9 protein-coding genes are annotated in these 21,664 nt (G+C 64.2%); 4 read left to right on the forward strand and 5 right to left on the reverse strand.

Features of this window, described 5'->3' with window-relative positions; genetic code table 11:
• Window positions 1-37: 37 nt before the first annotated feature.
• The gene (locus tag M3I53_RS25645) at window positions 38-9,250 is read right to left on the reverse strand and encodes a hemagglutinin repeat-containing protein (protein WP_254318644.1); all 9,213 of its coding nucleotides are present in this window, start codon (window positions 9,248-9,250) and stop codon (window positions 38-40) included.
• Between the two features lie 701 nt (window positions 9,251-9,951).
• Between M3I53_RS25645 and M3I53_RS25650 the strand changes: the two genes are divergently transcribed.
• Window positions 9,952-10,629, forward strand: coding sequence for a heavy metal response regulator transcription factor (locus tag M3I53_RS25650; RefSeq protein ID WP_254318645.1), 678 nt, complete (start codon window positions 9,952-9,954; stop codon window positions 10,627-10,629).
• 8 nt (window positions 10,630-10,637) lie between these two features.
• Window positions 10,638-12,053 (forward strand): heavy metal sensor histidine kinase, encoded by a 1,416-nt coding sequence (locus M3I53_RS25655; protein ID WP_254318701.1) that lies wholly within the window; start codon window positions 10,638-10,640, stop codon window positions 12,051-12,053.
• On the opposite strand, the gene M3I53_RS25660 is transcribed toward M3I53_RS25655, so the two are convergent.
• Genes M3I53_RS25660 through M3I53_RS25670 form a run of 3 tightly spaced genes read right to left on the reverse strand, consistent with a single transcriptional unit; the run spans window position 12,028 to window position 17,959 of the window.
• Window positions 12,028-13,512 (reverse strand): efflux transporter outer membrane subunit, encoded by a 1,485-nt coding sequence (locus M3I53_RS25660; RefSeq protein ID WP_254318646.1) that lies wholly within the window; start codon window positions 13,510-13,512, stop codon window positions 12,028-12,030. The genes M3I53_RS25655 and M3I53_RS25660 overlap by 26 nt on opposite strands.
• A 12-nt stretch (window positions 13,513-13,524) precedes the next feature.
• Window positions 13,525-14,739 carry an efflux RND transporter periplasmic adaptor subunit gene (locus M3I53_RS25665; RefSeq protein WP_254318647.1) on the reverse strand — a complete coding sequence of 405 codons (1,215 nt, stop codon included), beginning with the start codon at window positions 14,737-14,739 and terminating at the stop codon, window positions 13,525-13,527.
• Window positions 14,740-14,749: 10 nt separating this feature from the next.
• On the reverse strand, window positions 14,750-17,959 hold the full coding sequence (locus M3I53_RS25670; protein ID WP_254318648.1) for an efflux RND transporter permease subunit: 3,210 nt from the start codon (window positions 17,957-17,959) through the stop codon (window positions 14,750-14,752).
• Between the two features lie 273 nt (window positions 17,960-18,232).
• Between M3I53_RS25670 and M3I53_RS25675 the strand changes: the two genes are divergently transcribed.
• On the forward strand, window positions 18,233-18,589 hold the full coding sequence (locus M3I53_RS25675) for a DUF4148 domain-containing protein (protein WP_254318649.1): 357 nt from the start codon (window positions 18,233-18,235) through the stop codon (window positions 18,587-18,589).
• 596 nt (window positions 18,590-19,185) lie between these two features.
• Window positions 19,186-20,628, forward strand: a complete 1,443-nt coding sequence (locus M3I53_RS25680; RefSeq protein WP_254318650.1) for an undecaprenyl-phosphate glucose phosphotransferase — start codon at window positions 19,186-19,188, stop codon at window positions 20,626-20,628.
• 58 nt (window positions 20,629-20,686) lie between these two features.
• On the opposite strand, the gene M3I53_RS25685 is transcribed toward M3I53_RS25680, so the two are convergent.
• A complete protein-coding gene (locus M3I53_RS25685) occupies window positions 20,687-21,511 on the reverse strand; it encodes a WecB/TagA/CpsF family glycosyltransferase (protein ID WP_254318651.1) in 825 nt (274 codons plus the stop codon).
• Window positions 21,512-21,664: the final 153 nt, after the last annotated feature.

Consider the following 21,664-nt stretch of genomic DNA (forward strand, 5'->3'; position numbering starts at 1 on the left):
CATACCCATCCCGATAGATTTCCGTCTTCTATGAGTTTCATTTCTTCACCGAATTAACAAGTCCACCCCAAAACGAATTGATTGAATCTTGGATAGACGTAGCGATACCACTCGCATTGAACGCGTTCGCAGCCTCGTTAACAACAGGCGTGGCGATTGGATTTATTGCCGAAACCCGGTCTGAAACAACTGAAGTCAATCCGCTTTGCCAATATTGACCTACATTCGGCTGCACTAACTGGCTAACACCATCGGCTGCCATCCCAACTACGGTTGCACCAAACGTCGCCGAATCAAGCAAAGGCGTATAGGGCGAGGGGATAGATGCTGCAGCCGCAGTCGCCGACCCAAATCGACCAGCCGTAGTCGATATCATCGAAGCCGCGTCCGCAGTCGTGCTGCGCATGTAGTTTACGTCCGAATGATCGAAATTGGTGAAAGGTCCTGTCACGTTGATCGAGCCGCCACCGCCGCTCGATGGATATGTGAATTGGCTAGGCACCTGCCCCGGCGAAACGCTGTTGTAGTTCGCCAGAATGTAGCTCTGCAATGCGGGATCGGACGGCGCAAGTATTTGCGTCAACACCGGCTGCCCGTTTGCAGTTGTCCCGGCAGACATCCATTTTGCTCCAGAATCGGTTGGCGTCCGACCCACGAGGGTGGCGGGCGCGCCCGATGTCGTTGTGCCGTTGACGCTCATTTCCATCTGGCGCATCTGGTCCTCGATCTGGGCTACGGTATATCTCCCACCGCTCGCATCGGCGAGTTGCTGCGCGAGGGACTTCTCCTTGGGATCGAGTTGACGATTGTAGAGGTCCACGTTCGTTGCAGTTGCTGCGCCTGCTGTACCTCCGCCGACCAGTGCGCCGCCCGCGCCCGCTGCGACGTTCGCTGCAAGGTTGCCCAGGAGGCTGGAACCCGTCTCCGACGCCACGCCTTTCGAAAGGCTATCCAGTTGGTTCGCCATCGTCGAGGCAATGCCGGCGCCAGCCGCGCCCCCGACCGCCGTAAAGACGCTCCCGCCGCCAAGACCGCCAATAAGCGCACCGCCTGCCGCCTGCAATATCGCGCGGCTCTCCCCACCTTCATCCCACTGCTTGGCAGTAGCCGCGTCTGCGGCAAAGGCTGCCGTATCGCCGTTCGCGGCATCTATCTTCGCTTGGTCTACCGCCGCCTGCCGTTGTGAATCAGCATACGCGCCAATACCCTGCGCTACGACCTGGCCTGCCGCCTGCGCAGCCTGCATCGTGTCGGCCTGCTGGTTCAGGATTGCATTCACGTCCGGCGTCTGCGCGACAGTGCCGTTGGTATTGGTCGTATCGCGGCTCAGGGTCGATACATCCTGCGTCTGCGCTGCCCGGTTCGTGATGTTGATCGAACCCGCGCTGATCGCGCTGCGCGTGGTCGCGCTCGAATCACCGCTTTCGTTCTGCGACATCATCGGTGATACGCCACCTGTCCCCCCGACCGAGCCCGGCCCGATTGCCTTGCCGGTACTGCCAACGCCTACGCCCGCGCTAATACCGTTGCTCGTCGCGTCATAATGCGACTGGTTCTGGATATCGCTGAACGTGAGGGTACCGGTCGTCAAACTGTTCTTCGACGGGTCAGCGGTGCTCGAAATCACCGCGCCCGTCAGGTTCGTATTGCCGTTGACGTTGACATTGAAACCACCGCTACCGGCCTCGATGCCCGCCTGCTCGGTGACCTGCGCAAAATTCGAATCGGCGTGACCGTTCTGGGCGCTGAAGCTCGCGCTGCCGCCGCCCTGGCTGATGCTGAAGCCACCGCCCGTACTGCTCTGGTGCGCGGTGCTCACGGTCGTGTCCTGCACACTCCGGATGTTGAGGTTGCCGCCGACATTCGCCGTCACCGTACCGCCCGCGACATCTGAGCCGACGATATTCGTATCGCCTCCACTCGTGATCGTCACGCTGTTAGCGCCCGTGATATGCGAGTTGTTCTGGATCGCCGCGTCGCTGTTCGCGTCGCCGTGCGCGTTTGACATTGACGCTGATACGCCGAAGCCCTGCGTGCCATACGAAACGCCAACATTTGCGCTGCTCGATTTGTTCGTGCTGGCCGTCTGGTCCGTATTCGTGGTGTTGACGATATTCACCGCGTTCTTCGCAGTGAGGGCGACATCGTTCGCGCTCACGTTCGAACCGGCAATCGTGACATTGCCTGACCCGGGCGTGCCATTGCCCGTTGCCGTAAAGCTCGCGGTGCCGCCTGCCTGGACGGTCGAACCCTGTTGCGCGGCCTGGCTCTCGCTGAACGTACTGCTGCTCTGGCTGGACCCAAAACTCAATTGCACACCAATGCTCGGACTCTGGCCCGCCAGCGCGCCACCTGTCGCACCGGCACCGGCAATCGCTGCATCGCCTGCCGCCGCGATGGCGTGCAGCGCCGTCGCGCGGCTGTCGCTGTTGCCGCTTGCGACTGCTTGCCCCTGCTGGTACGCCCCGTTGATGGCGTCGCCCACGCTGCCCGAAAGACCGAGTGTGAAACCGCTCTTCCTGGTCTGCGTGGTCTCACTGTAGTTCGAGGTGTTGGTTGCTGAGTCGATGGTGACGTTCGCAGCTTTGCCCGTCACGTTTTGCGCAGCGATGACATCGCTGCTGGTGATGTGCAGGTTGTTGCCTGCCGTCATCGATACGTTGCCGTCAAGGCTGCCGATCAGACTTCCGTTATTCGTGACGCTCGACTCCTGGTCGGTCTGGGTAAGCTTGCTGGTGCCAGCCGTGACCGTCAGACCGCTTGTGCCCAAGCCAGAATGCTGCTCCTGATACGTGCCGGAGGACTGCATGGTGTCCTGCGTCGTCGTAACGGTCAGGTCATGCGCGGCACTCAACGCCACGTCGTTCGTGCCGACAATCGTGCTACCCGCGACGTTGATGTCGTGTCCGCTACTGATGGACACGCCGTCCGCCGAAATCGTGCTGCCAAGCGTCTGCGTGGTGGTCGTGTCGCGCGTGCTTGCGACCTGCTTGCTGCTCACAATGTGACTGGTGCTCGATGTCTGCTGCGTATCTGAAACCTGGGTCGCAGTGGTCCCGCCGATATTCACGTCATTGGCCGCCTGAAGGTTCGCATTGCCCTGAGTCAGCACAATCGAACTGCCGCTCACGTTGATGTTGTTGCCCGACACGACGTTCAGCGTGTTGCCACTCGTGAGGGTCGTGCTGGTTAGGGCCTGGCTGGACAGGTGCTCCGCATCGGAGTAGTTGCCATTGTGATCGCTGGTTGCATGGCTGCTGTCGATGGTCGATGTGGTCGTTGCCGCCTGCAGCGTCACATTGCCGTTGGCCGCAATGGTACCGCCACCGCCCAGGTTGATGTTCGCGCCTGTTGCAGTCAGATCGCCACCCACGCCAATCAGCGAAACCCCGCCCACCTTCACGGAACTGCCCGTCGCGCTGTTGATGTTCGTGTCGGACACCCCATTCGCGCCATGGACCACCTTCTGCTCGCCGGTCTGCACCGTGCCGATGTCGTAGTTGCCGCCAACGGCCATGCCAAGGTTGCCGCCCACATTCAGGTTGGCCCCGTTCTGCTCGAAGTTGCCGCCCGTCACAATCGCAGCATCGCCCTTGACGTTCAGGTTCGCGATGGGTCCAAGCATGGTCGTGGTTCGCGTGGCACCCGTTGCGCTGACCTGGTTCACCGTGTTCGTTGCCGTGTTCAGCAGCAGATTGCCGCCTGCGTTCAGCGCCAGACTTCCGGCGTTTACCGTCGCGGAGGTGAAATTCACGTCCCCGCTTGTCGCCAGCGACATGAGGCCGCCACTTTGCAGCGTGCCGAACGCGTTGTCGATCGACTTGCCGTTGATCGTCAACGAATTGCTGGCCTGCATCGTGCCGCTATTCGTGAAGGTCTGTGCATTCTGGAGGTCGATGTCGGTCGCTGTGATGAGCGGCCCGTTCATGTTCTGCTGGCTGGCCTGCGCGAGATAGACGACGGGAACGAGCACCGACTGCCCGTCAACCATCTCGGTCTGCATGATGACGACGTTGGTCGTCAGGGCCGCAACCTGCGCGGGTGACAGCGCCATGCCCAGCGGCAGGTTCAGGGATTCGGAAAGCGAAGCGCCCGCTGCGAGCAGTGCCTGATACATCGACTGCGTATCGGTGTAGGGGCCAAGCACAGCCTTGCCGGTCAGCGACGTGATCTGGTTCTGCAGGAGCTGCTGCTCGTAGAGACCATCGCCCAGGCGCTTCTCCACCGTCTGCGGATTCAGGCCAAGCTGCTGGAGATAGTAGTCGCTTGAGATGAACGATTTCGCGCTCGTAAAGGCCGGATTCGACTCGATCAGATACGGCGCGTTCGGTGCCGTATCGCGATTGAACAGCCCGCCCTGGGGAACCGACAGGTTGCTCAGGACGCTCACCGCCGTCGCGTGTGCGATGACCGGATCGACCTGGGTCGCGTTGCCCTGGATAGAGGCCGCGCCGCTCTTTGTGCCGTTCGCACTGCCGCTAACCGAGCCGACATTGACGCCCGAGATCGACTGACCGTTGACCAGGCCGAGCGACGGAATGCCAGCGTTGCCGGCAGTATTGTTGATGCTTACGCCGTTACCGGAGATCGTGCCGCCCGCGCCCCAGGTGGATTCGTAGTCGGGCAGACTATAGAGCTTGATGCTAGCCGGGGCCACCTGGTAGCCACCCGGATTGGAGGTGACGAATGTCGCATTGCCGAACGGCAACTGCCAGTTATGTTCCGAGTTGTCGTAGTTGTCGTAGTGATACTGGCCCGAGTACGTCACCTGCACGCCCGGTGCAAGCTGTCCGGCCCAGCTATTCGCGTCGAGGTAGGCCGGCATCGCAATGTTGCCCACGGCAGCCACCGCGCTCCAGTAGTTCTGGAACAGGCCCACATTCGACAGGTCCAGGTTGCCACCCGCCATAATCTGCGCCTTCGGGCTGATGGCGGTAATCAGGTTGCCGAGCGCCACGCCCGTATAGGTCGTGTACTGGTACGTACTGTTCCACTGGCCGCCGTGCGGCGGATCGATCGGCATGCCGCCTGGCCCGGCCTGCAGTGCAGCGATGACGGCGGGATCGTAGTCGGAAGCATTCGGATCGAACCGGATGCCCATGACCTGCGGATTGCCAGGACCGCATGCGGCAATGTACGCTGCCGTACACCCCGAAAGGCTGATACCAAGCTGCTCGATGATCGACGGATCGACTGCTTCGGTGTAGGCCCCGTCGGTCGTCATCACCCGTCGCGTGTTCGTGACCTGATTCGAGTACATCGCCATGTCAGCCGAGGACTGGATGAGCGCTGACACGTTGTCGATCAGGTTCGCGTTGGTGTAGTTGCCGCTTGCACCCTTGCCGCCCGCGAGCACGACCCGCCCAAGACCGAAAATCGCGGTGGTGGCCTGCGTGTCGGTGGCCGTGGTGTCGTCACGGTTCTCGATGTCGGGCGCGAGGAGTTCAAGCAGGCCGTTACTGTTGGTGGCGCCAATAAGCGCGGTCGGACCCACGTTCGAAATACGGGTGGTCGCGTTCAGCGATACGCTGCTGCCCACAATCGCGCCCGAGTTTTCCAGCGTGTTCGAGTGCGTAGAGAGCGTGCCGCCCGCCATCATGGCGCCGCTGTTGTTGATGTCGTTTGCGTTGATGCCCAAGTTATTGACGGCTTCGAGCGTTGCAGAATTGGTGAACGTGCCAGGCAGTGTGAAGGTGAGGTCGTGACCGGCCGTGAACTGCATGGCCGACGTCGGCGCGAAGTCACCCAGCAGGTTTGCCGTCACGTCATTGGCTGCACTGTATGCGCCTCCCCCCGTGAGCGTTGCGGCACTGATCAGCAGGTCATGATCGGCGCCGATCTGGCCGTTGGTATTCGACACGGCGCCCGTGGCCGTAATATCGACATCGCCACCCGAACCGGTAAAGGTGCCAATCTTGCCCGCAGTGTCGTCGAGCGTGCCCGTCTGGATCGAGACGGCCGCGCCGGCCACCTGGCCGTTCTGCGTGTTCGAGATGAACGACGCGTTGAGCCTCACGGCCCCGTTACCCGCAATGAGCCCGTTACTGTTGACGATCTGGCTGCCGCCCTGCACGGTGGTATCGCCCGTGCCGAGGTTGCTAATGAGGCCATTTGTGGAATCAATCGACGCGGCCTGGACACCGAGCGTGCTGGTGTCACCGGACGAACCCGTGCCGGACTGGATTTGCCCGTTCACGTTCGTCAGCGCACCGCCGCTCGCGAGGTCAATCGAGGACAGCGATCGCACGACGCCCTGGTTGTTGTTCACGCCCCCCGCAACGGTTGCCGAGATGGCCCCCTGTGCCGCGAGTGCTCCGGCCTGATTGTTGACGCTGCCAGCCTTGACGTGAAGCTGCCCCGCCGTAAGGACCTGGCCGCCCGCATTCGAGAAGGAGCCCGAACCATTGCCCGGATCAATCGTGAGCGTGCCAGTACCCGCGTGCGTGATCGTACCGCCATTGTCGTTGATGAGACTGGCAGGGGCGAGCGTGAGGTCCGTACTGTTGGTCTGGATGACACCATTCGCGGAATTGTCCAGCGTATCGCTGACATCGAGTGCCATCGGTGATGCGCCAAACTGCGTAATGGTACCGCCGTGGTTCAGCAGATCCGTCGCCGACAATGCAAGCTGATTGGCCTGCGTTTCGCCGCCACTGTTATCGAACGTGCCACCGGTCGTAATCGACAGGTTCGGTGCCACAAAAACGCCGCCGCTGTTTGTGACTGAGCCAGCATGGATCGTTTCGTTCGCACCCGCGCCAGCCTGACCGTCATTGTTGTTCAGTGTGCCGCTTGTAAGGCTCAGGTCCGCATTCGACAGCAGTTTGCCGTTTGTGTTGTTGAGCGCGCCGCCTACCGCGGCGGTGAGGCCGTTCTGGCCGACAACCTGGCCCTGGGTGTTGTTGAATGCACTAGCCTGGGCAACCACTTCGCCGTTGCTCTGAATCTTGCCATTGACGTTCGACAGCGTGCCCCTGCCATTACCCGCGTCGAGCGTCAGGGTGCCGGTCCCTGCATGCGTGATTGTGCCGCCATCGTTTTCAATTGCAGCGGAGGCGAGCGAGAGGTCGGTACTGTTGGTCTGAAGCGTGCCGCCTGCCGAATTGTCGAGCGTGTTGCTGACGTTCACGCTCATCGGCCCCGAACCGCTCTGCGTGATCGTGCCCGCGTGGTTGACAAGGTTCGTTGCGTTGAGGGCGAGTAGCGCGGCCTGGGTGACGCCCCCACTGTTATCCAGCGTCCTGGCGCTGAGGCGCGCGGCCTGGCCCGCAACAATGGCACCGCCGTTATCGGTGAGTTGCGCTCCGGCGTTGATCGTTGCATTGTTCTGGGCCTGAAGCACGCCCGCGTCGTTATTCAGGGACTGCGTATCAACCTGGAGGTCTGTTTGTGCGCTCACCGCGCCGTGGTTGACAATGCCTCCACCCTGCAACGTCACGGCACCATTGCCGCCGATTACGCCGCCCTGCGCGCCGCCTGCCATGCTCCCCGCTGCGTTCAGAAGCTGCCCGGTTGTGGTGACCGACAGCCCGTCGCTGGAGAGGGAGGTGATGCGCCCCGCCGTATTGTCCAGTGACGAACCTGCGACCGATACGCCCGCAGCACCCTGCATGACCCCCGCGTTGTTCGCAATGGCACCCCCGCTGCTAACCTGCATTGCGCCCTGAGAGACAAACTGGCCGCCCTGGTTCGCCATCTGTCCCGAGGTCTGCGCGACGAACGCGCCCTGCGAAGACATCTCGCCCTGGTGGTTCGAGATGCTGCCCGTATCAAGTGTGATGCCGCTGCCAGCACTCAGGGAGCCGGAGTCGTTGACGAGTGCCCCGGTCGCCTGTGCGTTCACGGCGCCGCCAGCGCTGGTGGTCGCGCCAGCAAGGTTCACGTCACCGCCATAGGCGGCCAGCGACAGGTTGCGGTTCGCTGCTGTCTCGCTGCCCACCAGATTCACGCCGCTACCCGTAAGCGTCGCGTTGCCGCCCGCCAGGTTCAGCCCAGTGGCGTCAAGCTGCCCCGACGCGGAAAGCAGCAGGTCACCGCTGCTGCCCACCGAGCCGTCGCCGTTCACACTCGCACCGAGTGTGCCAGTCGACGCGATATTGCCAGCGGTAATCGACGTGCTTTGTTGTGCAGCAAGCGTCCCGCTGTTCGAAACGGTTCCCGCCGTGCCAATGGCGGTATTCCCCTGCGCGTAGATGGTGCCCGTATTCGCGACGCCCGTCGCCCTGATTCCGACATTGGCGCTCGCATTGACCTTGCCGGACTGCACAAGCTGACCCGCGCTCGTGAGGATGAGGTCGCCCGCCTGCGCTGCAATGGCGCCCGCATTCGCGACACCCACGCCATTCTCCGTGCCCACTAGAACGATTCGATTACTGTACATACCGCCCAGTTGCGATACGTCGATGGCGACGCCGGGCGCAGGTCCCGTACCTGCGATGGGCGTGGGAACGAGGCTCGTGTAATCGATGTTGTTGGCGCCCGTCACGACATGAAGTGTATTGCCGCCGTATATGGCCGCATTCACTTCGAGGGCTCTGGACAACAAATCGACCTCATCGATATTCGAGGCGTTCAGGCCCGCGCCCTGGACAGTAATCAGGCCGCCCCTTACACTGAAGCCCGTCAGATTCCCACTGCCATCGATAAGCGGATTACCGGTCGTTAAAATTCCACGTGCGGTATTGATAAAGCCGCCGCCGTCGACCACGATCCCGGAACTGTTCGAAATCACGGCATCGGCCTTTGTTCCCGCGACCTCGACGTAACCTCTCAACTGGGATGGATTATTGCTGTTAACCTGGTTGACGATAATCTTCGCTGCGTCATTCGGGCCAAAATTCGGATTCCCCGATATTTGCCCGGCGAGTTGCGTGCCTGTAATAACAGGTGAATTATTGAGAATTGTTCCGTTCTTCTGGACGTCGAATTGTGAATATGTATTAAGTGATACGCCAGCCCCGGAGGGCTTGGTAACGTTCACTTGCGGCAGCCCGTTTGCCGTAGTGATTACGTTTGGCGCGTGCGGCCCGGACGGCACCACCTGCGCTTCCGAGAGCGCTGGCGGGAGAGCAAAGAGAACGAGCGCAGCAAACGCTGCATGACGCATTGAAAAGAGCGTAAAGGACTGAAGCGCGCGCGCCGGGCCGGTTTCTTCATGACAGGCGCTGCTGTGTCCCGTCGCTGTTTCTGAAACTGCGACCAACATGCCCCGCAGCTTGCTGAAGACAAGCCGATAACAACGGTCATTCATTCTTATTAACCCTTGAGGCTAGATGACGCCCGGCATTGCAGGAGCGATATCCGGCAGCTTCACGCGATATCGGTCCGGCATCGCGACAAATTAAGGCGCGCGCGAAAGGCTAAATCATCACCTGGGTGGCGAAAGAAATCCGTCAACAATCGTTAAGCGAAATGACGATCGACAAGAATTAAGGCTAATTAAATTTTGAGATACCTGATTCGCATTGCTTACGCTTCGCTGGCGACGTGCATGTCGCGTTCTGTCAGTTATGCTGACTATAGTTTTTGGACTACTGCGGCACAGCATGCGGATAACGGCTTCCATGCAAACCGCTGGATATCAACGTGCGGTAGGTGTCGATTGCGGCGCTGAATTCGCCGGCCACTAGCGGCTGTGCCCTCGTGGTCTCCGTCGTTTTTCGATCGGGTTGTCCCGCTGACCGCTGCTTATCGGCCGGTGTTTTCGATCATGAATGGGGCGGTTCGGGGCCCGAATTCGTCGCCGCGGCGAAGGAGGGCGATAAATGGAGCGGGGCGCCGGGGCGTGGGGCCGGGGCGCCGCGGCTCGCAAGTCCCTCAAAGCAGATTCGATACGACCGTTCGAAATGCATCCCGCAGGACCTGGGCGGCTACGCCAGGCGCGCCGCCCCGAAGCGCAGCAAGCGGCACAACGCATACAATTACGCCGGACCCACTCTAAATTGAACGGCGATGCGCATTCTCGTGATCGAAGACGAGCCGAAGACCGGCGCGTATCTGAAGAAGGGCTTCGAGGAATCCGGCTATGCCGTGGACGTGGCCGCGGACGGCGCGGAAGGCCTGATTCTCGCGAAAGAGGCCGCGTACGACGTGATCGTGCTCGACGTCATGCTGCCCGAAATGGACGGCTGGACGGTGCTCAAAACACTGCGCGCCACGCACACCACGCCGGTGCTTTTCCTTACCGCGCGCGACGATATCAGCGACCGCGTGAAGGGCCTCGAACTGGGCGCGGACGACTACCTGGTCAAGCCGTTCGCCTTCGTCGAACTGCTCGCGCGCGTGCGCACGCTGGCCCGCCGCGGCCCCCCGCGCGAGAGCGACGTGCTGCTGCTCGGCGACCTCGAAGTGGACGTCACGCGCCGGCGCGTGAAACGCGGGACCACGCGCATCGACCTCACGCCGAAGGAGTTCTCGCTGCTGCAACTGCTCGTGCGCCGCCAGGGCGAAGTGCTCACACGCACGCAGATCGCCTCGTACGTGTGGGACATGAACTTCGACAGCGACACGAACGTCGTGGAAGTCGCCATCCGCCGCCTGCGCGCGAAGGTGGACGACGCGTTCGACGTCAAGCTGATCCACACGGTGCGCGGCGTGGGCTACGTCGCCGAAATCAAAGGGAACGCCTGATGCCGCGCATGGCTGTGCGCTCGCTCGCCACAGGGCTCGCGCTGAGTTTCGCGGGCACCACGCTCGCCGTATTCGCGCTCGTGGGCAGCACGCTTTATTTCACGCTGGACCGCGAAGTGAAGCGGCAGGACGACCTCGATATCGTGCTGATTTCGCGTCACACGCGCCGCCTCGCGCAGGAGCTGCACAACGAGCACGACGTCCGCGAGCATGCGGAGCGCCTCACGAGCCAGGTGCTCGGCAATCCCGCGCTTTCCATGGAAATACTCGGAACCGGCGGCGCGCAACTCGCCGAGCACAACACGGCGGGCATTGCGGACGCCGCGTTTCCAGAAGCAGCGCTCGCACGGCGCCTCCCGCCGACGCAACGCATTACCGAGGGCGACGTGGTGGCATGGCGCAACGCGCGCGGCGTACCCGTGCGCGGACTCGCTACCGACGCCGCGCTGGCGGACGGCACGCCCGTCACCATCGTCATCGCACGCGACATGACCGATCGCTGGCAGCTGCTCGATCACTATCGCGAGCGGCTCTACGGCTTCGGCCTGGCAGGCATGCTGCTGGCTTTCCTCATGAGCTGGCTGCTCGTGCGCGAGTCGCTGCGTCCGCTGCGCGAGATGGCGGCGCGTGCGGCCACGGTCACGGTCGACCGGCTCGATACGCCCATCGAAGTCGAACGCGCGCCGAGCGAGCTCGAAGCGCTCACGAAATCGCTCAACGCCATGCTCGACCGTTTGCACGGGGGCTTCGAGCGCATGTCGCAATACACGGCGGATCTCGCGCATGACATGCGCACGCCGCTCGGCAACCTGCGCGGCGCGAACGAAGTGGCGCTCGCGCGCGAGCGCACCACGGCGGAGTACGAAGCGTTGCTCGAATCGAATCTGGAGGAATGCGAACGGCTTTCGCGCATGATCGAAAGCGTGATTTTTCTCGCGCGCGCGGAGCACCCGCAGTTCATGACGACGCTCGCTGAGTTCGACGTGCACGACGCGCTCACGCAGATTGCCGACTACTTCGAAGGTCTCGCCGAAGAGGCGGGCGTGCAAATCCGTGTGCAGGGCGAGGGCCGCCTGCGCGCGGACAAGGAGCTGTTCCGGCGCGCCGTGGGCAACCTGCTCGCCAATGCGCTGCGCTATGCGCCGCGCGGCGCGGCGATCACGCTGAGCGTCGAGCAGACGCCAAATGCCGTCGAGGTCACGGTGGCCAATCCGGGCACGCCGATCGAAGCCGCGCTGCTGGAGCGCATTTTCGACCGCTTCTATCGCGCGGATGCGTCGCGCCACCGCGAGGCGCGCGCGGGCGCATCCGCGGGTCTGGGGCTCGCGATCGTGCGCACGATCATGGCGCTGCACGGCGGCTCGGCGCGCGCCGAAAGCGATGCGACGAGCACGCGGTTCATCCTGACGTTTGCCCGCCCTTAGCGCTCAAGTCGCTCAGCGCCGCGCGGTCCCAGCCGCCGCCGAGCGCCTGGAGCAGATGCACGCTCGCATCGAGCCTTCTTCCTGCGATCTGCTCCTCGTTGCGTTCGTTCGAGAGCGCGATGGTCTGTGCCGTCACGACATCGAGATAGTTCACCGCGCCCGCCTGGTAGCGGTTGGTGGTGAGCTTGAGCGAGAGTTGCGCGGCGGCGGTGGCGCGCTGCTGGCTTTGCGCTTCGCTCGCCAGCGTGTCGAGCGCGCTCAGGTTGTCTTCGACTTGCTGGAACGCCGTCAGCACGGTTTGCCGGTAGCCGGCTACTGCCGCATCGTATTGTGCGTTCGCGCCTTTGAGCGTGGCGTCGCGCCGGCCCCCGTCGAAGAGTGTGCCCGCCAGTTGCGAGCCGAGCGACCAGAAGAGGCTGGGCGCGCTCAGCCACGGCGCGAAGAACGTGCTTTCGAGGCCCGCCGTCGCGGAGAGCGTAAGATCGGGATAAAAGGCCGCGCGCGCTGCGCCGATTCCTGCATTGGCCGCGGCCACGCGCCGCTCGGCCGCCGCGATGTCGGGCCGCCGCTCGAGCAGCGCGGAGGGCACGCCCGCGGGAATCGACGGCACGACGGCGGGATCGACACGCGGCGGCAGACTGAACGTCGAAGCGGGCACGCCGATCAGCGTGGCGATGGCGTGCTGAAGCTGCGCGCGCTGAACGTCGATGTCGCTATCCGCCGTGCGCGCGCTTTCGAGCTGGGTTTGTGCCTGGGCGACCGCCGAGGCGTCAATCGCGCCGTCGGCGAGCTGCTGCTGCACGATGCGCAGCGCGGCCGTGTAGGCGGTCACGGTGTCGTCGAGCAGCTTCTTCTGGCGATCGAGCGAACGCAAATCGAAGTAAGCCGTAGCAAGCTGGCTCGCAACCGAAAGGCGCACCGATTCGAGGTCGGCTTGCGTGGCCTGGGCGTTGGCGTGGGCCTGGGTGGTCGCGTCCTTCACGCGCCCGAACAGGTCGGGTTCCCAGCTTGCCGTGAGGCCCGTCGAATAATCGGGAATCGTCTTGCCCGCGAGCGAATGGTCGACGAGATTCTGCGAGGTCCGGTAACGCTGCGCCGCCACACCAGCCGTGACGGTCGGCGCATAGCCCGCGCGCTGATAGTCGATCATCGCGCGCGCGGCTTCGAGATTGGCAACGGCCTGGCGCACGCTCTGGTTCGACACGTCGACGCGGGCTTCGAGCTGGTCGAGGTCGTCGTCGCCGAAGAGCGTCCACCATGGGCCGCGCGTTTGGGCGTCGGCGGGCGCGGCGACGGTCCAGCCGGGCGCCGCCGCCGGTTGCGTTGTTTGTGTCGCGAAGTGCGCAGGCACGTCCGCCGAGGGCACGCTGTAATGGGGCAACGTGGTGCACGCCGCGAGCGATGCCGCCGTGCAGGCGACGACGATCCGGCGAAGCGCTGGAAGAGGGTGTTCGAACATGATGAGCCTCACTTACGCGTTCGCTTTCGCAGCCGTCGAAGCCGCGACCACGCGCACGCTCTGGCCGCTCGCAATGGCGTCGCCGGGATTGTTGATGACGCGATCGGTCGGCGCGAGTCCGGTTGCGATTTCCACGTAGGTGCCGAAGTCGCGGCCGATGGTCACCTTGCGCAATTGCACCGTGTTCTTTGCATCCACCACCGCGACTGTCACGCCGTCCGGGCGGAACAGCAGCGCGCTCACAGGCAGTTCGAGCGAAGGCGCGGCCGCCGTGAGCGCAAGATGCACCTGCGCGTAGGCGCCGGGCATCAGCGCGCCGTCGTGGTTGTCCACATCGACTTCTACGCGCAACGTGCGGCTCACGGGATCGATCACGTTCGCGCTGCGCGCCACGCTCGCCTCGAAGCGTCGCCCCGGATATTGCTGCGTCGTCAGCCAGACGGTCGTGCCCGGCGTCACGAGGCTCGCGTCGTCCTGGGGCACGTCCACGTACACGCGCAGCCGGTCGGTCTGGGAGATATGGAACAACTCGCCCGGCATCGTGGCGAGGCCGGGCGTGCCGCCCGCGGTGACGAGCGCGCCCACCTGCACGTTGCGCGCCGTGATGACGCCGTCGAAAGGCGCCGTTACGTTCTGGTAGGCAACCAGCTCCTGCAGCCGCGCCACATTGGCCTGCGCCGCCTGGAGCGTGGCGAGTTTCGCGGCGGCGTCGCTCGTTTTCGCCTGGGCGTCCTGCTCGGAGACCGATTGCGTCTGCAGCATCGTCTGCCAGCGCTGTGCCGTGCTGCTGGCGAAGCGATAGTTGGCCTGCGCGGTGGCTTCGTCGGCGCGCGCCTGCTGGAGTTGCGCGTCGAGCTCGGGCGTGTCGATCTGCGCGAGCGTCTGCCCCGCCTTCACGTGCGCGCCGATATCCGTGTACCAGTGCTGCACGTACCCGCTCGTGCGCGCGTAGATCGAGGCGTCGGCCCACGACATCACCGAGCCGGGCAGCAACAGGTCCTGCGTGGCAGGTGCGCGCGTGGGCGTGAGCGTCGAGACGATCAGTTCGCGCTGCGCCGCGACCTGCCGGGCTTGGGCCGTGCGTGCTTCGAGGCGCGGCACAATGCCCGCCGAGAGGAGCGTCGCGGCGATAGCGAGGCAGGTAAGGCCGACGACGACAGCCGAGCGACCTCGCTTTGCGGTTCGCGCCGCGGCATCGCGTTCTTCGTGCGGTGTCTGCGATTTCATTCTGGAATCCTTATTCAACGTGAGTGGTTGCACTGGCTTGCGCATCGTTGCTGGCATCGCGCGCGGCGCGGCGTTGCGCGAGCCAGCCATGCACCATGCCGAACACGACCGGCACGAACACGAGCGTGGAAAGCGTGCCGATCGCGAGGCCGCCGATCACGGCGCGCCCGAGCGGCGCGTTCTGTTCGCCGCCGTCGCCGAGACCCAGCGCCATCGGCAACATGCCGATCAGCATCGCGAGCGCCGTCATGAGCACGGGGCGGAAGCGGTTGAAGCCCGCATCGAGTGCGGCGGCGAGCGGCTCCATGCCCGCGGCGAGCGACTCGCGCGCCGTGTTGATGACGAGAATGCTGTTGGCCGTGGCGATGCCCATGCAGAGGATCGTGCCCGTGAGCGCCGGCACGCTGAGCGTGGTCTGCGTGACGAACAGCATCCACGCGATGCCGGCAAGCGAGGCCGGCAGGCCGCTCACGATGATGAGCGGATCGAGCCACGACTGGAAATTCACGACCATCAGCAGGTACACGAGCGCGATGGCGAACACCAGGCCCGCCGCAAGGCCGCTGAACGAGGCGTTCATCGACTGCACCTGGCCGCGCATCACGATCGACGAGCCCGGCGGCAACTGCGCGCGCGCGGCGTTCACGAGGCGGTTCACGTCGGAGGCGACGCCGCCCAGGTCGCGTCCTTGTGTCGATGCGAAGATATCGAGCACGGGCTGCACGTTGTAGTGCGAGACCACGGCTTCCTGCGAGCTTCGCGAAACCGTGCCGAGCGTGCCGAGCTGGTTCTGCGGCGCGAACGTGACCGATTGCGACGTCGTCAGCGGAATATTGGCGAGTGTTTGCAGCGAATGGATATCGTATTGCGGCACCTCGGTCACGAGCGGATAGCTCACGCCGTTCTTCGGATCGAGCCAGAAATTGGGCGTGGTTTGCGAACTGCCCGAGAGCGCGATGAGCAGGTTCTGCGCCACGTCGTGCTGCGTGAGGCCCGCTTGCAAGGCCTTCGTGCGATCCACGTCGACGTTGATGGTGGGCTCGTCGCCGGGCTGCTGGATGCGCGCGTCGACGAGGCCGCGCACGCCGCGCATCTGGTCGAGCAGGTGGTTCGCCACGACGCGGTTCTGCGCGAGTTTGTTGCCGACGATCTGCACGTCGATGGGCGCGGGCAGGCCGAAGTTCAGGATCTGGCTCACGATGTCGGCGGGCAGGAACGCGAAGGTCACGCCCGGAAACGCGGCGTTGAGCGCGTTGCGCAGCTTCGCCACATATTGCGCGGTGGGCGCGTGCTTTGGCGCGAGCGTGATGAGGATATCCGCATCTCCGGGACCGATGGGGTCCGACGAGTCATATGTGAGGTTAATGCCGCTCACCGGCACGCCGATGTTGTCGAGCACCGCGGCCTGTTCGGCGGGCGGAATCACGCTGCGGATTTTCGCTTCGACTTCGTCGGTGATGCGCGCCGTTTCCTCGATGCGCGTGCCGGTTGGCGCGCGCAGATGCAGGCGGATTTCGCCGGTATCGACAGCGGGAAAGAAGTCGCGGCCGGTGAACGGCACGAGCACGAGCGAGCCGAGGCACAGCGCGACCCACAGCACGACGAAACGGCGGCGCTGCGCAATCGCAGCCTGAAGCAGCGCGCGGTAGCGGTTGCGCACCGCTTCGAAGCGGCGCTCGAAGCCCGCCTGAAAGCGCGTCAACGCACCGGCGATGCCGCGCCTGGGGGCAGCGTCCGGCTTGCGCGCACGCAGCAGATACATGGCGAGCGTGGGAATCAGCGTGCGCGAGAAGAAGTACGACGCGCACATCGCGAACACCACGGCCTCGGCGAGCGGTACGAACAGATAGCGCGCCACGCCCGAAAGCAGGAACATCGGCACGAACACGATGCAGATGGAGAGCGTCGAAACGAACGTCGGCACGGCGATCTCGCCGGAGCCGTTGAGAATGGCGTCGTGCAGCGGCGCGCCGCGCTCCAGATGATGCGTGATGTTTTCGATAGCGACGGTGGCGTCGTCAACGAGGATGCCGACCGCAAGCGCGAGCCCGCCGAGGGTCATGATGTTGATGGTCTCGCCGAGCGCCGCGAGCGCGATGAGCGACGTGAGCACGGCGAGCGGAATCGTCACGGCGATGATGAGCGTGGCGCGCCAGCTGCCGAGGAAGAGCAGGATCATCGCGGCGGTGAGGCAAGCCGCAATGAGCGCCTCGCGCACCACGCCCGAGATCGCCGACTTCACGAACACGGACTGATCGGAGAGCGGCGTGATCTTGAGCGCGCTCGGCAGGCCCGCGGCGATCGTCGGCAGCATGGCCTTCACCTGCTGGATGATCGTGAGCGTCGAGGCGCTGCCGGTCTTTTCGACCGTAAGGAGTGCAGCGCGTTTTCCGTCCGCGCGCACGATGTTCGTTTGCGGCGCGTAGCCGTCGATCACGTGCGCGACGTCGCGCACATAGACCACGCTGCCGTTCACGGTCTTGATGGGCAGGTCGTTGAGCGCCGCGACGGTTTGCGTGCTGCCGTTCATCTCCACGTTGTATTCGCGCGAGCCGATCTTCGCCGTGCCGCCGGGCAGGATGAGGTTCTGCGCGTTCACGGCGTTGACGACGTCCGCGGGCGCGAGACCTTTGGCCTGCAACGCTTTCGGATCGAGCTGCACCATGATCTGGCGGATCTTGCCGCCGTAGGGCAGCGGCACGGCCGCGCCCTGGACGGTCGCGAGCTGCGTGCGGATGAAGCTGTTGCCGAGGTCGTAAAGCGACTGCTCGGGCAAGGTCGCGCTGGACAGGCCCAGTTGCAGCACTGGCACCGTGGAGGCGTTGTACGTGATGATGTTCGGGGGCAGCGTGCCGGGCGGCAGCACACGCAGGATCGACGCGGAGTTGGACGCGGCCTCGGCAATCGCGCGGTTGATGTCGGCGCCAGGATGGAAGAACACCTTCACGACCGACACGCCGTTGAGCGACTGGGATTCGATGTGCTCGATGTCGTCCACGTCCGAAGTCAGCGCGCGCTCGTAGTTCGAGGTGATGCGGTGCGCCATGTCCTCAGCGGAGAAGCCGTTGTAGGTCCAGACGATGCTGACCACCGGGATATTGATGTTCGGAAAAATGTCCGTGGGCGTGCGCATGATGGCGAGCGGCCCGAGGACAAAGAGCAGTACGGCCAGCACGATGAACGTGTAAGGCCGTCTGAGAGCCAGTTTGACGATCCACATGACGGGGTCCGGGTTGAGGCGGGAGTGGCGCAAGTATCGGGAGGGCGCGCTTACCCGGTGCTGACCTCGACATTACGGATTTGTCATCTTTGCCGCGCAAGCACGCTGGCCGCCGGGGGCGCGCTGCGCCCAGATAACGAACTCGTAATCAGCAGGTCAGCTTTGGGTCAGCGCCGCGCGACCAGAATGCGTTCAACCTTCGCGACATTGCCGAGGGTGGCTGAGGCGGCATCACTTCCCGATGCAGCGGCCATTCATTGAGAGGCGAACATCATGAAAGCACTCGTTTCCACATTGCTCGTTGCCTGCGCCCTGGCCGCTCCGGCTGCCGCTTTCGCACAGAGCGCCACCCCCGCCGACCCGGCCAACGCGCCGGTCACGCGCGCCCAGGTGATCGCCGATCTCGTGCGGTTGGAGCAGGCGGGGTATCGTCCTGTGGCCAAGGACGTCAACTACCCGGATGACATCCAGCACGCGGAGGCGATCGTGGCCGAGGAGCAGGCGCAAAAGAACCAGCAGGCCGCGCCGGGCAGCACGGCGGTCGGCGGCGTGGCGATGACGGGCAGCTCGGACGCGGGTGCGCCGGTCGTGGCGAGCGTCGGCGAGCGGTCGATTTATGCTGGCCACTGAGCGAGCCATAGCGCGGCGCAGCAGCCCCGGCGATAACGCCGGGCGCCGCCGTGCATTTCGATTCACTTGATCAAACGTTTGCGCGGATGCAATTTGCCCCGTTCGCGCGCAAGAAATCATTAATCATTTTTATTAGAGCCGCGAATCCGCCCCATTAATAACGGCGGCGTTAAATCAGCCGCATTGGCAAATTCGCCACAATATCGCGCGTTTGCAGGGTGACATCTTACAGACGCACGCAAATTCATAATGCGCTGGTAAGATACGCGCGAATATGGGATGGCCGCTCTCCATTCCGGGCTCTCGGCGCGAATCTAGACCACTCGCGCCGCCGGAACAGGAGTCTGCGCCGTCAGGCCGACGGGGAGCGGCCGTCTGCACTACGAATTGCGCTCCATGTTTAGAAAAAGCGCGTACGTTCGGATTGTGTGTTTATTCGCAAGCGTTTGAGACTCGCGTTTCGCCTTTCCAGCGAATCGTCGTCCGCCGCTTGCCGCTGTTGCGCCTTGCGCAGACGGTCATTCCCCTCGCGGTCTAATCCCGCCGTCATGCCAACAAGGCGTATCAAACAGTCGCACATACTGGCCGAACCCGTCATGTCCACCCAGTCGACCCACCATCACCGCCTCTTTATGGCGCTGGTCGGTGTCATCAGCGCGGCGCTCAATACGGGCGCGCTCGTGGCGCTGTTGTTGCTGCGCGGACAGAGCGGCGACACGCCCTACACGCGTGCGTTGACCGGCGCATTAGCCGTGGCGGCGTTCGTCGTGTTTGCGCGCTTTCACCTGATTGCCAGCGCGCGTCATCTCTGGTGGATGCTCGGCCGCGGCGCATGGCGCTGGTGCCGGCTGCCGGTCGCGCTCATGGTGCTGCTGTTCGTGACGCATGGCGACAGCGGCACGACGGCCCTGCGCACGCTGGTCGCGCAGTGGGCCATCATTGCGCTGCCGCTGCAGCTCGTCGGCCTGGCTGTATTGCGCGGCGTGGCCCACAGCGTCAACAACGCGCCCGGCAACCTGCGCCGCGCGGTGTTCTTCGGCATGGGCCGCGAGGCGCGCAAGCTGAACCTGCGCCTGCAGCGTTCTCCGATTCTCGGTATCCACGTGATGGGCTACTACAACGATGCGCCCGCCACGCCGCGTGACGGGGAAACGCTGCCGCCGTATCTCGGCCGCTATGAAGACGCCGCCGTGCGCATCCACGCGAACGACTACGAGATCGTGTTCCTCGCGATGGGGCAGCCCGCGATGGCGCGAGCCGACGCCGCGCAAGTGAAGGACATCACGGCCGACATCGTGACGCGCCTCTACGATTCGACGGCTGCCATCTATCTCGTGCCCGAGTTGCACTACCTCGAAGACGTCGCGACGACCGGCGCGGACCTCGCCGGAGTGCCGCTGCTCGCACTGCACGACGTGCCGATTCTGGGGCTTTCGCGCATGCTCAAGCGCGCGGTCGACATTGCCGGCGCGGCCTTGCTGCTCGCGGTGCTGTGGCCCGTCATGCTCGCGATCGCTCTGGTGATCCGGCTCGATTCGCCGGGCCCGGTGCTGTTCAGGCAGCGCCGCAACGGCGAGCACGGCCGGGCAATCGTGGTGCACAAATTCCGCTCGATGCACGTCGCGGCGCACAACGAGGGCGATGCGCAAGAGCAGGGCGTGCGCCAGGCCCGCAGCGGCGACGACCGGATCACGGGCGTGGGGCGCTATTTACGCCGGACTTCGCTTGACGAGTTGCCGCAGCTTTTCAACGTGCTGGGCGGTTCGATGAGTCTCGTGGGTCCGCGTCCGCATGCGGCGGAGCACAACGAAGAGTACCGGCAGCTGATTCCCGGCTACATGCTGCGCCATAGCGTGAAGCCGGGCATTACGGGCTGGGCGCAGATCAACGGGCTGCGCGGCTTGACCGATACGCCCGACAAGATGCAACGCCGCGTGGAGTACGACCGTTACTACATCACGCACTGGTCGCTGTGGCTCGACCTGCAGATCCTGCTGAAGACGATCCCGTCGATCGTCTCGGGCCGCAATGCGGTTTAACGCTTGCGCCGCGCGAGACGTGGCCGGACGTGAGCCGGCCGTGCTCGCGTCGGCGGCCTTACGCCGTGCTCTGCTGTGCGCGCGCCATGCGCCAGTGACGCCAGAGGATGCCGACGAAGCGGGGGTCGTCCACGAGGTAGCGGCGCCACAGCCGCGCGGGGTCCTGTTTGATGCGCCAGCACCATTCGAGACCGCAGCGCTGCATCCACGCGGGGGCGCGTTGCTGCAGACCGATGGCGAACTCGACGGCCGCTCCCGCGCACAGCATGAGCCCGCCTTCCAGCTTGCTGGCGTGATGCAGGGCCCAGCGTTCCTGCTTGGGCATGCCGAGGCAAACGAACACGATATCGGGCGCGGCCGCGCTCACGCGTTCGGCCACCGCATCGCCCTCGGGGCCGGTCGGATCGAACGTCATGGAAGGCGCGATCACCTCGACGTCGAGGCCCGGATAGTGCTGTGCGAAGCCGTTCAGGAGCGTGGCTTCGTCGCCGGGGCGGCCGCCCACCACCACGACTTTCCAGCCGCCCGCGCGGGCGCGCTCGCACAGCGCGGGCAACAGGTCCGAGCCGGTCACGCGTTCCGGCAGCGGCGCGCCGAACAGGCGGCTCGCCCAGACCACGGGCATGCCGTCCGCGAACAGGAAGTCGGCGGTGCGGTAGAGGCGTTGAAGATCGGGCTGCGTGTCGAGACGCACCAGGTGATCGACGTTCGGCGTGACCGCTACACGCGCCCGGCCGTCGCGCTGCAAGGCGGCGGTGCAAAGCACGTCGAGCGCGGTGTCGAACGACACGGCGGCGATGTTGAGGCCGAACAAGGGAATGCTCGGCTTGAAGACACCCCGTGCGGCCGCCTGCGGCGCCGCTGTTATGTAAGGCGTACTCATGTTGTTTTTGTGACCCCGACGTGCGCACACGACGTGAGCCACGCACGGCGCCCGTTGAACCGGCGTCGTGCTACCCCGTCATGCGACGTACGTTATGTTTTTTTCTGGTCTCCTGGCTTTTGCCAAGGCGTTTTGGACTTCAGACAGAATCTT

It is taken from the genome of Paraburkholderia sp. CNPSo 3272, assembly GCF_024206495.1.
GTDB lineage: Bacteria > Pseudomonadota > Gammaproteobacteria > Burkholderiales > Burkholderiaceae > Paraburkholderia.

Excerpts from the sequence above, each read along its gene's own strand:
- M3I53_RS25680 (WP_254318650.1), top strand. The coding sequence starts at position 19,186 with ATGTCCACCCAGTCGACCCACCATCACCGCCTCTTTATGGCGCTGGTC.
- M3I53_RS25655 (WP_254318701.1), top strand. The coding sequence starts at position 10,638 with ATGGCTGTGCGCTCGCTCGCCACAGGGCTCGCGCTGAGTTTCGCGGGC.
- M3I53_RS25665 (WP_254318647.1), bottom strand. The coding sequence starts at position 14,739 with ATGAAATCGCAGACACCGCACGAAGAACGCGATGCCGCGGCGCGAACC.
- M3I53_RS25645 (WP_254318644.1), bottom strand. The coding sequence starts at position 9,250 with ATGAATGACCGTTGTTATCGGCTTGTCTTCAGCAAGCTGCGGGGCATG.
- M3I53_RS25675 (WP_254318649.1), top strand. The coding sequence starts at position 18,233 with ATGAAAGCACTCGTTTCCACATTGCTCGTTGCCTGCGCCCTGGCCGCT.
- M3I53_RS25650 (WP_254318645.1), top strand. The coding sequence starts at position 9,952 with ATGCGCATTCTCGTGATCGAAGACGAGCCGAAGACCGGCGCGTATCTG.
- M3I53_RS25660 (WP_254318646.1), bottom strand. The coding sequence starts at position 13,512 with ATGTTCGAACACCCTCTTCCAGCGCTTCGCCGGATCGTCGTCGCCTGC.
- M3I53_RS25685 (WP_254318651.1), bottom strand. The coding sequence starts at position 21,511 with ATGAGTACGCCTTACATAACAGCGGCGCCGCAGGCGGCCGCACGGGGT.
- M3I53_RS25670 (WP_254318648.1), bottom strand. The coding sequence starts at position 17,959 with ATGTGGATCGTCAAACTGGCTCTCAGACGGCCTTACACGTTCATCGTG.